Source organism: Bhargavaea massiliensis, assembly GCF_050480245.1.
Lineage (GTDB): Bacteria > Bacillota > Bacilli > Bacillales > Anoxybacillaceae > Anoxybacillus.
In genome coordinates this window covers 36,573-54,038 of the sequence record NZ_JBCNEQ010000048.1, presented here as the reverse complement: position 1 = coordinate 54,038, position 17,466 = coordinate 36,573, and the positions used below count along the sequence as shown (strand labels likewise).

General features: G+C 40.1%; 15 protein-coding genes. 8 read left to right on the top strand and 7 right to left on the bottom strand.

The genetic code is table 11. The annotated features are described in order from the left end of the window. Positions 1-153: 153 nt before the first annotated feature. From ABEV15_RS09960 to dnaA, 7 genes are all read right to left on the bottom strand, one after another. Entirely contained in the window at positions 154-1,239 is a 1,086-nt protein-coding gene (locus tag ABEV15_RS09960; RefSeq protein WP_498853100.1) for an HD-GYP domain-containing protein, read from the bottom strand. 46 nt (positions 1,240-1,285) lie between these two features. Then, on the bottom strand, positions 1,286-3,736 hold the full coding sequence (gene gyrA, locus ABEV15_RS09955; RefSeq protein WP_429632771.1) for a DNA gyrase subunit A: 2,451 nt from the start codon (positions 3,734-3,736) through the stop codon (positions 1,286-1,288). Positions 3,737-3,808: 72 nt separating this feature from the next. Continuing rightward, positions 3,809-5,725: a DNA topoisomerase (ATP-hydrolyzing) subunit B gene (gyrB, locus tag ABEV15_RS09950; protein ID WP_498853101.1), complete on the bottom strand. Its 1,917-nt coding sequence runs from the start codon at positions 5,723-5,725 to the stop codon at positions 3,809-3,811. 60 nt (positions 5,726-5,785) lie between these two features. Then, positions 5,786-6,901: a DNA replication/repair protein RecF gene (recF, locus tag ABEV15_RS09945; RefSeq protein ID WP_498853099.1), complete on the bottom strand. Its 1,116-nt coding sequence runs from the start codon at positions 6,899-6,901 to the stop codon at positions 5,786-5,788. Positions 6,902-6,916: 15 nt separating this feature from the next. Beyond that, a complete protein-coding gene (gene yaaA, locus ABEV15_RS09940; protein ID WP_429632767.1) occupies positions 6,917-7,129 on the bottom strand; it encodes a S4 domain-containing protein YaaA in 213 nt (70 codons plus the stop codon). 97 nt (positions 7,130-7,226) lie between these two features. Further along, entirely contained in the window at positions 7,227-8,363 is a 1,137-nt protein-coding gene (dnaN, locus tag ABEV15_RS09935) for a DNA polymerase III subunit beta (protein WP_429632765.1), read from the bottom strand. A 157-nt stretch (positions 8,364-8,520) separates the two neighbouring features. Beyond that, the gene (gene dnaA, locus ABEV15_RS09930) at positions 8,521-9,864 is read right to left on the bottom strand and encodes a chromosomal replication initiator protein DnaA (protein ID WP_429632763.1); all 1,344 of its coding nucleotides are present in this window, start codon (positions 9,862-9,864) and stop codon (positions 8,521-8,523) included. Between the two features lie 467 nt (positions 9,865-10,331). Here dnaA and rpmH point away from each other — a divergent pair, with 467 nt between their 5' ends. The 8 genes from rpmH (at position 10,332) to noc (ending at position 17,385) form a co-directional block, all read left to right on the top strand. After that, positions 10,332-10,466 carry a 50S ribosomal protein L34 gene (gene rpmH, locus ABEV15_RS09925; protein ID WP_003397591.1) on the top strand — a complete coding sequence of 45 codons (135 nt, stop codon included), beginning with the start codon at positions 10,332-10,334 and terminating at the stop codon, positions 10,464-10,466. A 65-nt stretch (positions 10,467-10,531) separates the two neighbouring features. Further along, complete coding sequence (gene rnpA, locus ABEV15_RS09920) at positions 10,532-10,870, top strand: ribonuclease P protein component (protein ID WP_498853098.1); 339 nt, start codon at positions 10,532-10,534, stop codon at positions 10,868-10,870. A 64-nt stretch (positions 10,871-10,934) separates the two neighbouring features. Further along, entirely contained in the window at positions 10,935-11,702 is a 768-nt protein-coding gene (spoIIIJ, locus tag ABEV15_RS09915) for a YidC family membrane integrase SpoIIIJ (protein WP_498853097.1), read from the top strand. Further along, on the top strand, positions 11,699-12,316 hold the full coding sequence (gene jag, locus ABEV15_RS09910) for an RNA-binding cell elongation regulator Jag/EloR (protein WP_498853096.1): 618 nt from the start codon (positions 11,699-11,701) through the stop codon (positions 12,314-12,316). The genes spoIIIJ and jag overlap by 4 nt, the downstream gene beginning before the upstream one ends. Before the next feature lie 168 nt (positions 12,317-12,484). Beyond that, positions 12,485-13,870, top strand: coding sequence for a tRNA uridine-5-carboxymethylaminomethyl(34) synthesis GTPase MnmE (mnmE, locus tag ABEV15_RS09905; protein WP_429632756.1), 1,386 nt, complete (start codon positions 12,485-12,487; stop codon positions 13,868-13,870). A gap of 11 nt (positions 13,871-13,881) precedes the next feature. Next, positions 13,882-15,771, top strand: a complete 1,890-nt coding sequence (mnmG, locus tag ABEV15_RS09900; protein WP_021094413.1) for a tRNA uridine-5-carboxymethylaminomethyl(34) synthesis enzyme MnmG — start codon at positions 13,882-13,884, stop codon at positions 15,769-15,771. A 13-nt stretch (positions 15,772-15,784) separates the two neighbouring features. Further along, positions 15,785-16,498, top strand: coding sequence for a 16S rRNA (guanine(527)-N(7))-methyltransferase RsmG (rsmG, locus tag ABEV15_RS09895; protein ID WP_498853095.1), 714 nt, complete (start codon positions 15,785-15,787; stop codon positions 16,496-16,498). 35 nt (positions 16,499-16,533) lie between these two features. After that, the gene (gene noc / locus ABEV15_RS09890) at positions 16,534-17,385 is read left to right on the top strand and encodes a nucleoid occlusion protein (protein WP_429632750.1); all 852 of its coding nucleotides are present in this window, start codon (positions 16,534-16,536) and stop codon (positions 17,383-17,385) included. The last annotated feature ends 81 nt before the right edge of the window (positions 17,386-17,466 follow it).

The window sequence follows — 17,466 nt, the reverse complement described above, 5'->3', positions numbered from 1 at the left end:
AGAAAAGTTATCCTTAGCTTCACGCTGCTGTTTTGTTCAGTTTTCAAGGAACATCAAGCACAAGATATATCATACAAGAGCACTTTCTTATTGTCAACACTTTTTTCTGTTATTTTTATAAAAAAAACAAAATGACAATGATGATCGCCACTGTCATTTTATAATTTCTTCAATAAATAAATCTTTTTCGTCTTTCAGTGAAACAATTTCGTCCGTTTCGATCATCTTAATCATCGGACAGGACGGTGAATCTTGTTCAAAAAGGATGATTTCACCAACCTGTTCGTTTGATAACTTCACTCTTGCCCCAATAGAAAGAGTCATTAAAAGAGAAGCCAGCGCTTGAACAACAGAAAGATCGAATTTTCCGAAACAATCTTTATGAATTTGTTCAAACACTTTAAAAGGAGATTGCTTATTACGATAAGGTCGCTCAGAAATCATCGCATGATACACATCAGCAACAGCGACAATTTTACTATAAGGGTGAATTTTATCTTCTTGCACACTAAGCAAATATCCGCTTCCATCATTTCGCTCATGATGTTGCAAAACAGCGAGCTTGACCCCTTCTTGTAGCGCGGTAATTTTTTGAACCATTTTATACCCGTAAACGGTATGTTGACGCATGTCTTTATATTCCATTGGAGTCAGGGCAGTACTTTTATGAAGTATTTTTGGATCAACTTTCGCCATACCACAATCACTTAACAAACCAGCAATTGCTACTTGGCAATAGTCCCCTTTTGCGTATTGCAATTTTTTCGCTAATACACCTGAAAGAAGACCAACTGTTACTGCATGATGGAATAAATACTCTGATTTTGTAGAGTAGTGGTGTAAAAAGAGCAATTCTTTTTCTGATTCTAGCACTTTTTCAAATAAAGGCATAAACATGTTGCGAACTTTGCCAATATCAATAGGCAAACCTGACTGCCAACTTTGGAACATTTTTTTATACTGCTGAACAGCTTCTAAATATAACGTCAATATATCTTTATGATCTCTTGCTTTCGGCTTTGGCACATCTTCTTGAATAATTTCACTCGGGCGAAATGCACTGCCATCAACAAGAACTGACTGTACGCGCACTTGAGTAACAAGAAACTTTTGCAATACAGTTAATAGTTTCGCATTTAATACCGTATTTTTTGGCACAATGACATGATTTGATTTCCCGATAATATCTTCGGCTAAAATACATCCTTCTTGCAATTGAGCTGTTTTTACTACCAACACGTCTTTCTCCCCTCCTTTGTAGAACGTAGAGGGGAAAATGCCCCCTCTACTCTTCTTGCAATTGTTCTTTTTCTTCTTTCGGCACCTTCGCTACTGTTGCAACATATTCTTGCTCGTTTTCTTCATCAAGACGAATCAGCTTGACGCCTTGTGTGTTTCGTCCCATGACAGAAATATCGCTAACTGCCATACGAATCATCACGCCGCTCGCAGTCATTAACATGACATCTTCCTCGCCAGTGACCGTTTTCACCGCTACAACATCGCCGTTCTTTTCTGTGATATTACACGTTTTAATGCCTTTTCCTCCACGGCTTTGAATGCGATACTCTGAGGCTGGCGTTCGCTTTCCATACCCGTTTCTCGTCACAATTAAAATTTCCTCGTCTCCGTTTAAACTTTCCATGCCAACAACTTCGTCACCGGGACATAACGTAATCGCTTTTACGCCTGCAGCTGTTCGTCCCATTGAGCGAACATCTGTCTCTGGAAAACGAATTAACATTCCATTTTTTGTGCCTACAATAATATGTTTATGACCATCTGTAAGTTTTACAGATATTAATTCATCCCCTTCATGCAAATGAATAGCAATTAAACCGTGATTACGAATGTTAGCGAACGACGATAACGGTGATCGTTTAGCAATTCCTTGCTTTGTTGTAAAAAATAAAAATGCATCTTCATGGAATTGCTCAATTGCAATAACTGTATTAATAACTTCGTCTTTTTCAATGTTTAATAAATTAACAATTGGAATACCTTTTGCCGTCCGACTAAACTCCGGAATTTCGTATCCTTTTGCTTTATATACTTTCCCTTTGTTTGTAAAAAACAGAACAATATCATGTGTCGATGTAATAACTAAATGCTCGACAAAATCGTCCTCGTTCGTATTCATTCCTTGAATGCCACGGCCGCCGCGCCGCTGGCTTCGATATGTTGAAACAGGAAGACGTTTAATGTAACCTCTGTGCGTCAATGTAACAACGATATGCTCACGAGTAATTAAATCTTCATCATCTATCGCTTCTAAACCACCATTTACAATTTCTGTACGACGATGATCGTTGAACTTTTCTTTAATTTCAAGTAATTCATCGCGGATGATTTGTAAAACTTTCTGTTCATCAGCTAAAATGGCTTGCAAACGTGCGATAATCTCCAATAATTCCGCATATTCTTGCTCAATTTTTTCGCGCTCTAATCCGGTTAAACGTTGTAGACGCATATCTAAAATGGCTTGCGCTTGTTTTTCGCTCAACTGAAACTTTGTCATTAATCCTTCTTTTGCTACGTCTACCGTTGCAGATTGACGAATGAGTTCAATCACTTCGTCTAAGTGATCAAGTGCAATGCGTAAACCTTCTAAAATATGGGCGCGTGCTTCTGCCTTGTTCAACTCAAATTGCGTACGACGACGAATAACAACCTTTTGATGTTCTAAATAATGCTGTAAACATTGTTTCAAATTCAATACTTTTGGTTGGCCGTCAACAAGAGCAAGCATATTAATGCCAAAGCTCGTTTGTAAAGCCGTTTGTTTGTATAAATTGTTTAACACAACATGGGCGCTTACATCTCTTCTCACTTCAATAACGATACGCATGCCGCTACGATCGGATTCATCACGCAAGTCTGTAATGCCATCGATTTTCTTTTCACGTACAAGCTCAGCAATTTTTTCAATTAACTTTGCCTTATTCACTTGATAAGGTAATTCGCGGACGATAATCATTTCTTTTCCATTTTCTTTTTGTTCAATTTCCGCTTTGGCACGTAACGTAATCGAACCTCGACCTGTTTCATACGCTTTTCGGATGCCGCTTCTTCCAATAATTTGAGCACCTGTTGGAAAGTCTGGACCTGGTAAATACTCCATCAGTTCAGCAACTGTCATGTCCGGATCTTTCATGAGCTCTAATAAAGCATCAATGACTTCTCCAAGTTGATGCGGCGGAATGTTTGTTGCCATACCAACCGCAATACCTGACGATCCGTTTACAAGTAAATTTGGAAAACGGGCAGGCAAGACGATGGGTTCACGTTCTGAACCGTCGTAGTTATCTTGGTAATCAATTGTATCTTTGTTAATATCGCGCAACAGCTCCATCGAAATTTTCGACATTCTCGCTTCTGTATAACGCATAGCTGCTGCGGCATCTCCGTCAATCGATCCAAAGTTTCCGTGACCATCAACAAGCATATAGCGATAGTTAAAATCTTGCGCCATTCGTACCATTGTGTCATAAACAGCTGCATCACCGTGTGGATGGTATTTCCCGATGACTTCACCAACGATACGCGCCGACTTTTTGTAAGGCTTGTCCGCCGTCATCCCTAAATCGTGCATTGCGTATAAAATGCGGCGATGTACCGGCTTCAGTCCGTCACGCACATCAGGAAGCGCACGTGATACAATGACACTCATTGCATAGTCGAGAAACGATGCGCGCATTTCTTGACTAATACTTACTTCTTTTACCCGTTCAGACATACAACAACGAACCTCCCTTACTTCACAAATTAATCAAACGAGGGGAGGGTGACCAAACACTCTCCAACATGTTTAAATATCCAGATTTTTTACGTATTTCGCGTTTTCCTCGATAAACTGTCTACGCGGTTCCACTTTATCTCCCATTAAAATTTCGAACGTTTCATCCGCTTCCATCGCATCTTGCAAACTCACTTTTAACAACGTTCTCGTTTCTGGGTTCATCGTTGTTTCCCAAAGTTGTTCCGGATTCATTTCTCCAAGACCTTTGTAACGTTGAATAATCGGTTTTGGTTGTTCTGGTAAACGCGCTAGTATTTCTTCAAGTTGTCGATCACTATATGCATACTCAATTCGTTTCCCTTGCTGAATTTTATATAAAGGTGGCTGAGCGATGTAAACATAACCTTGTTCGATCACCTCGCGCATATAGCGATAAAAAAACGTCAACAACAATGTACGAATATGCGCCCCATCGACATCAGCGTCTGTCATAATAATGATTTTATGGTAACGAGCTTTTGTAATATCGAAATCTTCACCAATTCCCGTACCGAGAGCCGTAATAATCGCACGAACTTCATTGTTTGATAAAATTTTATCTAATCTCGATTTTTCAACGTTTATAATCTTTCCACGCAACGGTAAAATCGCTTGGAAATGACGGTCACGCCCTTGTTTTGCAGAACCACCAGCTGAATCTCCCTCAACGACATACAGCTCGCATATTGACGGGTCTTTCGAAGAACAATCTGCTAATTTCCCAGGCAAACTTGATACTTCAAGAGCATTTTTTCTTCTCGTTAATTCCCTCGCTCGCTTAGCTGCGAGACGCGCGCGCGAAGCTAAAATTCCTTTTTCAACAATTTTCTTAGCAACAGATGGGTTTTCAAGTAAAAACTTCTCGAATTGCTCAGCAAAAATAGATTCTGTCGCTGTTCGGGCATCGCTATTTCCGAGTTTTGTCTTCGTCTGCCCCTCGAATTGCGGCGCCGGATGTTTCACAGAAATGATTGCAGTTAATCCTTCACGCACATCTTCGCCCGTTAAATTGGCATCTTGTTCTTTAAACACATTGTTTTTCCGTCCATAATCATTAATAATTCGCGTTAAAGCCGTTTTAAAGCCTAACTCATGCGTGCCGCCTTCGTGCGTATGAATGTTGTTAGCAAAGGAATAAATATTGCTTGTATAGCCATCGTTATATTGTAGAGCGATTTCGACTTGGATGCCGTCTTTTTCTCCTTCAATGTAAATCGGCTCTTCATGAAGCGTTTCTTTTGTCCGATTTAAATGCTTAACGTATGAAGAGATTCCACCTTCGTAATAATATTCGTTGCGTCGCTTTTCTTCACGTCGATCTTCAAGCGTAATACGAATACCTTTGTTTAAAAAAGCAAGCTCTCGCAATCGATGTGCGAGCGTGTCATAATCGTATTCAGTCGTTTCTGTAAAAATTTCTGGGTCTGGTTTGAAGTGAACTGTTGTACCTGTCCGATCTGTCTCGCCTATAACTTGCAAATCTGCACAAGGCACGCCACGCTTATATTTTTGATAGTGAATTTGTCCGTCGCGATGTACGTATACTTCTAATTCTTCTGACAACGCATTAACAACAGATGCACCAACTCCATGCAAACCGCCAGACACTTTATATCCACCGCCACCGAATTTTCCACCGGCGTGCAAAACCGTCATAATTACTTCAACAGCTGGCCTTCCCATTTTTTCATGAATACCAACAGGAATTCCACGGCCGTTATCAATCACTGTAATGCTGTTATCTTCTTCAATAATGACGTTAATTTCTGTACAAAATCCCGCTAATGCTTCGTCAATACTGTTATCAACAATTTCCCAAACGAGATGATGTAATCCTTTTGAACCGGTTGATCCAATATACATTCCCGGTCTTTTACGTACCGCTTCTAACCCTTCAAGAACTTGAATTTGACTTTCATCATAAACGACTTGTTCTTTTTGTTCCATCGTCACTATTGATCACCTACGCTTTCCTTTTCGAACAATGCGTTCGAGGTTTATAAAGAACTATCGTCTCCTCATTTGCCCTGAGACAACTTCATACACATCCGCATCGTGAATGACGCGATGTTCAATTCCATCTATGCTCGTTGTTGTCACAAATGTTTGCACTTTACCTTGTATCGCATCTAACAAATGCGTTTGGCGAAAATCATCAAGTTCTGACAGCACATCATCAAGCAACAAGATCGGGTACTCACCAATTGCTGAAAAAATTAAATCAATTTCAGCTAGTTTTAATGAAAGGGCTGTCGTTCGTTGTTGACCTTGTGAACCGAACGTTTGCACATCTTTCCCATTAATCGTAAACGATAAATCATCCCGATGCGGACCAATGAGCGTTGTACCTCGTTCTATTTCTTTTTGTTTTATTTTCGCAAACTTGTCGTTATACACTTCTACTATTCTCGACAATTGTTGTTTGTCTAATACATCAATAGAAGGACAATAATGAATGGCTAATTGTTCGTTTCCACGGCTAATTTCCGCATGGATCGGTGCCGCCCATGTTTGTAATAATTCGATAAATTCGTATCTTTTTAGAGTGATTTTAGCAGCGAGTTCCACAAGTTGTTCGGTAAGCACATCAAGAAACGTTTCATCCGTCTGTTTTTTCGATTGAAGTAACTTTAAATATTGATTTCTTTGTTGCAACACTTTTTGATACTGTGCGAGCTCGTGCATATAAACGGGCGATACTTGGCCGATTTCCATGTCGATAAAACGCCTACGTATTTGTGGGCTCCCTTTTACAAGGTTTAAATCTTCTGGGGCGAACATAACAACGTTCATGTGTCCAACATAACTGCTCAATTTCGGTTGTTCGATATAGTTTAGTTTGGCTTTTTTTCCTTTTCTCGATATGATTAACTGCAAAAAAATTGGACCGTTTTTCTTTCCTACTTTACCTTCTATTTTAGCATAATCTTCGTCCCAACGAATGAAATCTTTATCATTCGTTGTCCGATGTGATTTCGCCATGGATAAGACGTAAATTGACTCCATAATGTTTGTCTTCCCTTGGGCGTTTTCTCCTAAAATGACGTTTACTTTATTTTGAAATTGCCAATATCCTTGCTCGTAATTACGATAATTTTTTAAAGTTAATTCTTCTAAAAACAAAGGTGCCCCCCACCTTTACGAACGAATCATAAATGTGCCAATTGTTTGGATATCAACAACATCGCCTACTTTTAACTTACGGCCGCGGCGTTGTTCCCGTTCACCATTAACGAATACATCGTTCGTTTGTAAAAACCATTTCGCCATTCCGCCTGTGGAAATAACGTTTGCTAGCTTTAAAAATTGACCTAGTGTAATGGTTTCTGTTGAAATTTTTACTTCTTTCATCCATTATCCGCTCACTTTCTATAAAAAGTGTCCATTCTTTCATTGTACTAAAAAAGAGGAATGAAGAAAAGGAAAGCTGCTAGTTTCTCTAGCAGCTTTAATATGTGCGTACGGGCAAAATTAATTGAAGCATGGAATTATCATGCAGCGGGCGAATTAAAAACGGGCGCATCGCACCAGTAAAACTAATTTTAATTTCAGCCCCTTCTAACGCTTTCAATGCGTCCATCATATATTTTGCGCTGAATGAAATTTTTAATTCTTCGCCTTCTACTTGTTCACATTGTACTTCTTCCACAACTTTTCCGATTTCAGGTGAATTTGAAGAAATTTCGACGAATTTGTCAGACAACGTCGCTAAGCGAACAACATTGTTTCTTCCCTCGCGTGCTAGCAACGATGCTCGGTCAATGGCTTGTAAAAATTCTTTCGTTTTAACAATCATATCCGTTTGACTTTCTGTTGGAATAAGCCGCGATGTGTCTGGGTAGTTCCCGTCTAGTAGCCGCGAGAAAAACAATAAATGTTTTGTTTTGAATAGTACTTGATTTTCAGTCACAACAATTTGAACGAGTTCGTTCGACTCTTCGAGAATTTTGTTTAGTTCATTTAAGCTCTTTCCTGGGATGACGATGTTGTAATCCGCCTCTGATCCCGTTTCTATTTTTGCTTTTCGCATAGCTAGTCGATGACTATCTGTTGCAATACACGTTAACTCATTGTTTTCAATGCGCCAGTTTACACCTGTTAAGATCGGGCGTGTTTCTGAGGTGGACACAGCAAATACCGTTTGGCGAATGACATGTTTTAATAAATCCGCCGATATTTTAAACATATTTTCCTCTTGAATTTGTGGTAGACGCGGATATTCTTCCGGATCTAATCCGTTTAAATGGAACTCTGATTTCCCTGAACGAATCGTTGTAACGAACTGCTCTTTGACTTCAATCTCTACTGTTTCTTTTGGTAACTTGCGGACAATTTCACTGAAAAACCGTGCTTGTAGAACCACGCTTCCTTGTTTAACAATCTCAACAATGACCCGATCTTCTTCTTCAGCTGGAATAAAAGATTCGATGGAAATGTCTGAATCGCTTCCTGTCAACGTTACACCTTGTTCAGAAGCAACGATTTTAATTCCAGTCAAAATAGGAATTGTTGTGCGAGATGATACAGCCTTCATTACATCTTGTACACTTCTTACTAAACGATCGCGATCAATAATAACTTTCACAAAGAAAACCTCCCTAAATTATTTATTATATTTTTTTAAAAAACTATTAATCATAGTACTAGGCGCTGTGATTATGTGGATAAGCGAATAAAACAAAGGAAGCACAGACTATCCACATGTGGACAGACTGTGCACAAACATAAAGCAGTTATTCACATTATTTCAGTTTCTCCATAATTTCTTTCAATTGTTTTTGTAATTGGACGTCTGTTTGGATCAAAGCCGAAATTTTTTCGTGTGCATGAATGACTGTCGTATGGTCACGTCCTCCGAATTCTTCGCCAATTTTCGGAAGTGAGCAGTCTGTCAGCTCACGCGAAAGATACATTGCAATTTGTCGTGGAAAAGCGACCGACTTCGTCCGTTTTTTTGCTTTAAAATCTTCAAGTTTCACATTAAAATGCTCTCCGACAACGCGTTGAATGTCTTGAATCGTAATTACCTTTGGTTTTGAGCTTGGAATGATATCTTTTAATGCTTCTGCCGCTAAATCGGCGTTAATTTCTTTATTGATCAAAGAAGAGTAAGCAACGACGCGAATGAGCGCTCCTTCCAATTCTCGAATGTTCGAGTCAATTTGATTGGCAATGTACAACATCACTTCGTTTGGTATGTCGAATCCTTCGGCTTTTGCTTTTTTACGCAAAATTGCAATTCTCGTTTCTAAGTCGGGAGGAGTGATGTCTGTAATTAAGCCCCATTCAAAACGAGAACGAAGGCGATCTTCTAACGTTGGAATTTCTTTTGGTGGTCGGTCACTCGAGATGACAATTTGCTTACTTTCTTCATGTAGCGTATTAAACGTATGGAAAAACTCTTCTTGCGTTTGTTCTTTTCCAGCTAGAAATTGAATATCATCTATTAACAGCACGTCCACGTTGCGATATTTGTTGCGAAAATCATCTGGACGGTTATCGCGAATGGCATTAATAAATTCATTTGTAAACTTTTCTGAAGATAAATACACCACTTTAGCTGATGGATTATGCTCAAGAACGTAATGACCGATTGCATGCATGAGGTGCGTCTTGCCTAGGCCAACTCCACCGTAAATGAAAAGAGGATTGTATGCTTTGGCTGGTGCTTCTGCTACCGCTAAAGATGCAGCATGAGCAAAGCGATTACCAGATCCAATGACGAATGTATCGAACGTATATTTTGGATTCAGCATGCTCTGTGGAAATTCTGTTTGTTCATCATCGTGTTTTCGCGGTTTGCTTGATGGCTTTAAATCAAATTCCTCCGGCGTTTGATGATTAGGGATCGTGCATTTAATTTTTAGCTCTTCTCCGGTAATGTCATAGAGTGTTTGTTCGATAAGCCGAGTGTAACGCGATTCGAGCCAGTCTTTTGTAAATTCGTTTGGGACGGTAATAATAAGGACGTCGCCTTTTAGTGAATGTGCGGTTGTCGACTTTAACCACGTTTCAAAACTAGGCTTGCTAATTTTTTTCTCAATTTCGGCTAACGCCTTATTCCATAAGTCCGAAATGTTTTCCACGCCGCTCTCCCTCCTTCTCCGCGCGGGTGTTTAACTTTTGTATAACTTTGTCTATAAAAAAATTTTTTTCGACGGTTTTCACCGATTGTGGACAAATATTTACACATCATGTGGACGAAACTGTCCACACATTATCCACATTTTGTGGATAATGAAAAAAATTCATTCAATTATCCAGAGTAAAAACAACAATATAATAGCAGATAAATACATATGTTGCAATGGTTTTAAAGTATTATCCACAAATCGAAAAAGGTGTGAAAAAATTTTATCCACAAGGTTATAAGATGTGAAAAACTTGTCGATAAATGTTGTGAATACAAAAAAACGACAAAAAAAATATCCACAGTAATAATCACAAGATCGCCAAAAAAAGATACTCCCGGAGTAGTTGACATTTCTCTTAATTTCTCACTATAATTAGAAAGACTGTCTTTTAACAGTTATTCCTCAGGGAGGTGTCATATATGAAAAGAACGTATCAACCAAACAAACGGAAGCGTAGCAAAGTACACGGTTTCCGTGCGCGTATGAGCACAAAGAACGGAAGAAAAGTTCTTGCTCGCCGTCGTCGTAAAGGAAGAAAAGTATTATCTGCATAGGCCACTGAACGATCAGTGGTCTTTTTTCTAACGGGAGTTACGATATCGAGGTGTGATCGGAGCACATGAAAAAAAAATATCGCATAAAAAAAAATGATGAATTTCAAGAAGTGTTTAAACAAGGGACATCCGTAGCAAATCGACAGTTTGTTATATACGTTCTAGACAAACCAGAGCAAGCGTATTTTCGGATTGGATTATCCGTTAGCAAAAAAATTGGGAAAGCGGTCGTTCGAAACCGGGTGAAACGTTATGTTCGTCAAGTGTTTCATGAAGAACGGGATCGGATTCAAACAGGAAAAGATTATGTCATCATTGCGCGAGTACCGGTAGCTACAATGGAGTATGAAGAAGTGAAAAAAAGTTTATTGCACGTTTTGAGGCGAGCAAACGTTTTTCATTAAACGTTTTACCAATCCTGTGTTAAAATATTTCAAAGAATGTATGAGAGTAAGGGGGAAAAAGTAAGTGAAAAAAGGGCAAGTCGCGTGGTTGTTTTTACTTCTTGCGGTTATGTTAGCAGGATGTTCAGAAATTAACCAACCAATTACTGCAGAAAGTAAAGGTTTTTGGAACGAGTATATCGTTTATCCACTATCTTGGTTAATTACATATACGTCCGAATTGCTCGGTTCAAATTACGGATTGGGCATTATCGTTGTCACGCTTCTTATTCGTTTCGCTATTTTGCCGCTTATGATTCAACAAACGAGAAATTCAAAAGCGATGCAAGCGTTACAACCAGAATTGCAAAAACTTCGTGAAAAATATAGCTCAAAGGACGCACAAACGCAACAAAAACTTCAACAAGAAACGATGTTGCTTTTCCAAAAGCATGGTGTCAATCCGTTGGCTGGTTGTTTGCCGTTGTTCATTCAAATGCCGATTTTAATTGGGTTTTACCATGCTATTATGCGCACAGAAGAAATTGCGCGTCATAACTTTTTATGGTTTGACTTAGGGGAAAAAGATCCATTTTTTATTTTGCCGCTTGTGGCGGGAGTGACGACATTTATTCAACAAAAAATGATGATGGCTGGCACTGAGCAGCAAAATCCACAAATGGCGATGATGCTTTGGTTAATGCCAATTATGGTCGTTATCTTTGCAATCAACTTCCCAGCAGCACTTTCGCTTTATTGGGTAGTTGGAAACGTGTTTATGATTGCACAAACGTATTTCATTAAAGGGCCAGACTTAAAAGCAACGAAAGAAGCTGGGGGAACAGGAAAGTGAAGCGAATCACGATGGAAGGCCAAACGGTAGAAGAGGCAGTGGAAAAAGCGTTAGCGCGATTACATGTGCCGAAAGAAGCGGTCGATATTGTTGTCGTGCAACAAGAAAAAAGGCCGTTTCTTGGCTTGTTCGGCGGAAAAGAAGCAATCGTTGAAGTGACGGTAAGTCAGCCGTTTCATTGTGTCGAATCGTTTTTAAAACATGTCATCGAGCAAATGAACGTCCGTGTTCATCTCGCGTGTCAAGTGGAAGGAGACCGTTTAGTTGTTTTGCTTTCAGGTCCAGATGTAGCACGGATTATAGGGAAGCACGGTCAAACGTTAAATGCCTTGCAATTGTTGGCACAAGGAGTTTTAAATCGTTTTACAGATCGTCCGCTTCATGTTGTGATTGACGCTGAAGGATATCGCAAACGAAGGGAAGAAACGCTCGTTCGTTTAGCGGGAAATATAGCGAAAAAAGTGATGCAAACAGGACAAGATATTTCGTTAGAACCGATGAGTGCTTGGGAGCGAAAAGTCATTCATGCAGCGTTAAGCGATAATGAAAAGGTACAGACGTTTTCTATCGGAGCAGAGCCGCATCGACATGTCGTTATTTCACTAAAAAGGTAAACATTCTCTAGGGGAAGTCGTTCCTAGGGAATTTTTTTTGTAAATTCAAACATGTGTGTATGTTGTTATTCACATGTGGATAAGTTAAAATTTATTTGATTAACATTGTGAGTAAAAAATGCATGATATAGATGTGGATAATTTCGTTTGTGAAAGAAGGTGAACAGCGTGGAGTTCGATACAATTGCAGCGATCTCAACCCCAATGGGCGAAGGTGCGATTGCGATCGTCCGTTTAAGTGGGGATGAAGCGATAAAGATTGTCGATCAACTATTTGTTGGTGTCGGGGGGAAACGGCTAAAAGACGTACCATCTCACACCATTCATTATGGGCATATAGTGCATCCGGATACGAAAGAAACGATTGAAGAGGTTATGGTAACGGTGATGAGAGCACCAAAAACGTTTACGCGTGAGGATGTTGTTGAAATCAATTGTCATGGAGGGCTTGTTTCTGTTAACCGCGTTCTTCAGCTTGTGTTAGCATTCGGTGCTCGTCTAGCCGAGCCTGGAGAATTTACAAAGAGAGCTTTTTTAAACGGCCGTATTGATTTATCGCAAGCGGAAGCGGTGATGGATCTCATTCGGGCGAAGACAGATCGGGCGATGGCTGTCGCGTTAAACCAAATGGAAGGGCGTTTGTCAAAGCTTATTCGTCGGCTACGTCAAACAATTTTAGAAACGTTGGCACATGTCGAAGTAAATATCGACTATCCAGAATATGATGATGTCGAAGAAATGACGCATCGGTTGCTGCTTGAGAAGGCGACAGAAGTGAAAAATGAAATTGAACGGCTACTACAAACCGCACAACAAGGAAAAGTGTTACGGGATGGATTAGCGACCGTTATTGTTGGGCGTCCAAATGTCGGGAAATCGTCGCTATTAAACAGCTTGGCCCATGAAAATCGAGCCATTGTCACCGATATTCCGGGTACAACACGTGACGTCATTGAGGAGTATGTCAATGTTCGCGGTGTACCGCTCCGTTTGTTAGATACAGCGGGCATTCGTGAAACAGAAGACATCGTTGAGCGAATTGGAGTCGAGCGGTCACGGAAAGTGTTAAAAGAGGCGGACTTAATTTTGCTCGTACTCAACTACAATGAACCGTTAACGCTAGAAGATGAACAGCTGTTTGAAGCGGTAAAAGGGATGGATGTCATCGTCATCGTCAATAAAACCGACTTGCCTAAGCGAATTGATATGGAGCGAGTGAAACAATTGGCAAAAGGAGCACCAATTATTACGACATCGCTTTTAGAAGAAAGAGGAGTCGACCAGCTAGAAGAGGCGATTGCCTCGTTGTTTTTCAGCGGAGACGTGGAAGCGCGCGATTTAACGTATGTATCAAACTCGCGTCATATTGCTTTGTTGACGCAAGCGAAAAAAGCGATAGAAGAAGCGATTCATGGCATTGAAGCGGGCATGCCAATTGACATCGTGCAAATTGATTTAACAAGAGCGTGGGAATTGTTAGGTGAAATTATTGGGGATACTGTGCACGAAAGTTTAATTGATCAGTTGTTTGCACAATTTTGTTTAGGAAAATAAGGAGGGTGTTTATGCATTACGAGGCAGGATCTTATGATGTCATCGTTGTCGGTGCTGGTCATGCAGGATGCGAAGCAGCGCTTGCTGCAGCGCGCATGGGGGCAAGTACGTTAGTCATTACGCTCAATCTTGATATGATCGCTTTTATGCCATGTAACCCATCAATTGGTGGACCCGCAAAAGGAATTGTCGTTCGCGAAATTGATGCATTAGGCGGAGAAATGGGAAAAAATATCGACAAAACGCATATTCAAATGCGGATGTTGAATACAGGAAAAGGACCGGCTGTGCGCGCGCTACGTGCACAAGCAGATAAATTTTTATATCAACAAGAAATGAAAAAAACGCTAGAAAACCAAGAAAATTTAACATTATTACAAGGAAAAGTAGAAAAATTGATCGTTGAAGACGGTGTATGTAAAGGGGTCATTACGCATACGGGTGCCCACTATTATGCGAAAGCGGTTGTAATTACGACAGGGACATTTTTACGCGGTGAAATTATTATTGGTGACATTAAATATTCGAGTGGTCCGAACAATCAACAGCCGTCGATTAAGCTTTCAGAACATTTAGAGGAGCTTGGTTTTGAACTTGTTCGATTTAAAACAGGAACGCCTCCTCGTGTGAATAGCCATACGATTGATTACAGCAAAACGGAAATTCAGCCAGGCGATGACGTACCGCGAGCGTTTTCATACGAGACGAAACAATATATTACCGATCAGCTTCCTTGTTGGCTCACTTATACGACAGAGGAAACGCACCGAATCATTGATGAAAATTTACATTTGTCACCGATGTATTCAGGAATGATTAAAGGGACAGGTCCACGTTACTGCCCGTCGATCGAAGATAAAATCGTTCGTTTCCATGACAAGCCGCGACATCAAATTTTCCTTGAACCAGAGGGAAGACATACGCAAGAAGTATATGTCCAAGGCTTATCTACAAGCTTGCCGGAGCATATTCAACGACAAATGTTAGCGACAATACCAGGGTTAGAAAAAGCGCAACTCATGCGAGCTGGTTACGCGATTGAATATGATGCGATCGTCCCAACGCAACTATGGCCAACGTTAGAAACAAAAATCGTTCAACGGTTATATACCGCAGGACAAATTAACGGGACATCGGGATATGAAGAGGCGGCTGGACAAGGGTTAATTGCCGGCATTAATGCTGCATGTAAAGCGCTTGGAAAAGAGGAGCTAATTTTAAGCCGTTCGGAAGCGTATATCGGTGTTTTAATTGACGACCTCGTCACAAAAGGCACGAACGAGCCGTATCGTTTATTAACATCGCGTGCGGAATATCGTCTTTTATTGCGTCACGACAATGCGGATTTGAGATTAACAGAAATTGGTTATAAACTCGGTTTAATTTCACAAGAGCGATATGAGAAGTTTGTAGCGAAAAAAGAGGCGATCGAAGCAGAAAAGAAACGCTTAAAATCGTACATCATTAAACCGACGCCGCAAGTGCAAGAAATGATCCGAAATGTTGGTGGAAGCGAATTAAAAGACGGCATTCGAGCAGCTGATTTGTTAAAGCGTCCAGAAATGACATATGAACATATTCAAATGATTGCTCCAGCAGAACAGCCGATTGATCCTGAAGTAGCGGAGCAAGTAGAAATTCAAATTAAGTACGAAGGATATATTGAAAAATCGCTGCAACAAGTTGAAAAATTAAAGAAAATGGAGAATAAAAAAATTCCAGAAGACATTGATTACGATGCGATTACAGGACTGGCGACAGAGGCGCGACAAAAGCTGAAGCAAGTTCGACCGCTTTCAATTGCACAAGCATCGCGCATTTCGGGAGTCAATCCAGCCGATATTTCAATTTTATTAGTGTATTTGGAGCAGGGAAAAATCGCACGCGTGTCAAATGAATAAAGAGGGATGAACGATGGATGTAAATGTATTTCAACAAATGTTAGAGGAGAAAGGGATTTTTCTTTCTCCTCAACAATTCGCTCAATTTGAAACATATTATAAGCTGCTTGTCGAATGGAATGAAAAAATGAACTTAACAGCCATTACAGGCAAAGAAGGTGTATATTTAAAACATTTTTTTGACTCGATTACACCTGCTTTTTATTACGACTTCTCACAGCCGTTATCCATTTGTGATGTCGGGGCAGGAGCGGGGTTTCCGAGCATACCGTTAAAAATTTGTTTTCCTCACTTGCACGTATCAATTGTTGATTCACTACAAAAACGAATTACGTTCCTGAATCACTTAGCGGCACAACTTGAACTTGAGGGAGTTGCTTTTTATCATGATCGTGCTGAAACGTTTGGACAAAAAAGCGGTCGTGAGTCGTTTGATGTTGTCATGGCTCGTGCCGTTGCGCGATTGTCTGTGCTAAGCGAGCTTTGTTTGCCGCTTGTAAAAGTAGGAGGGACGTTTATTGCGATGAAAGGAGCATCAGCACAAGAAGAGCTTGAACAAGGAAACAAAGCGATTCGGGTGCTAGGTGGCGAAGTAGTAAAAGTAGAACAATTTTTATTACCGATTGAGGAAAGTGAGCGAGCAATCGTTTTTGTTGAAAAGGGACGAAAAACACCGAGGAAATATCCACGTAAACCAGGGGTACCAAACAAACTTCCGATTGAATGAAAGTTTTGAGTTCTCAAAGGTGGTGTCAGGGGGAAATGAAGCATCCTTTTTCGCGCTTTTTTAGCTTTGGTGAGAAAGAGCAAGAAGAAATCACCGTACCAAATGAAGAAATAAAACGAATACCTATTGCACAAATTGTTCCAAACCGTTTTCAGCCACGAACCATTTTTGTGGAAGATAAAATTGACGAGCTCGCTCAAACGATTCGGACGCACGGCATGATTCAGCCGATTGTCGTTCGAGAATGTGAAGATGGGAAGTTCGAAATTATTGCTGGGGAACGAAGATGGCGAGCAGTACAAAAACTTGGTTGGAGCGATATACCTGCCATTATTAAAAATTTAAGCGATACGGAAACGGCTTCTGTTGCTTTAATTGAAAACTTGCAGCGAGAAGAGTTGACGCCGATTGAAGAAGCGATTGCTTACGCTCGCTTGCTAGAATTGCATAATTTAACGCAAGAAGCACTGGCGCAACGGCTCGGAAAAGGACAATCGACGATCGCTAACAAACTTCGCTTATTAAAACTCCCTCAAGAAGTACAAGAAGCGTTATTGCAACGTCAAATTACCGAAAGGCATGCTCGTGCGTTAATTGTGCTGAAAGATTACAATAAACAGTTAAAATTGCTTGAAGAAATTATTCAAAAGCAACTAAATGTGAAACAAACAGAAGACCGAGTCGCTAAAATGCTAGAAGAAAATGAAAATGAGAAACACCCGAAGCCAAAACGAAAATCGTTAAGTAAAGATATGCGCATCGCTGTGAATACGATTCGTCAGTCGTTAACGATGGTCGCTGATAGCGGTGTTGCGATTGATTCTGAAGAAGAAGAATTTGAAGACTATTACCAAATTACAATCCGCATCCCGAAAAGACAAAAATAACCACCTCATCAAAAATGACGATGAGGTTTCTTTTTGTATATGAAAATATTGAAAAATTCATGATACAATAAAAGTATTATA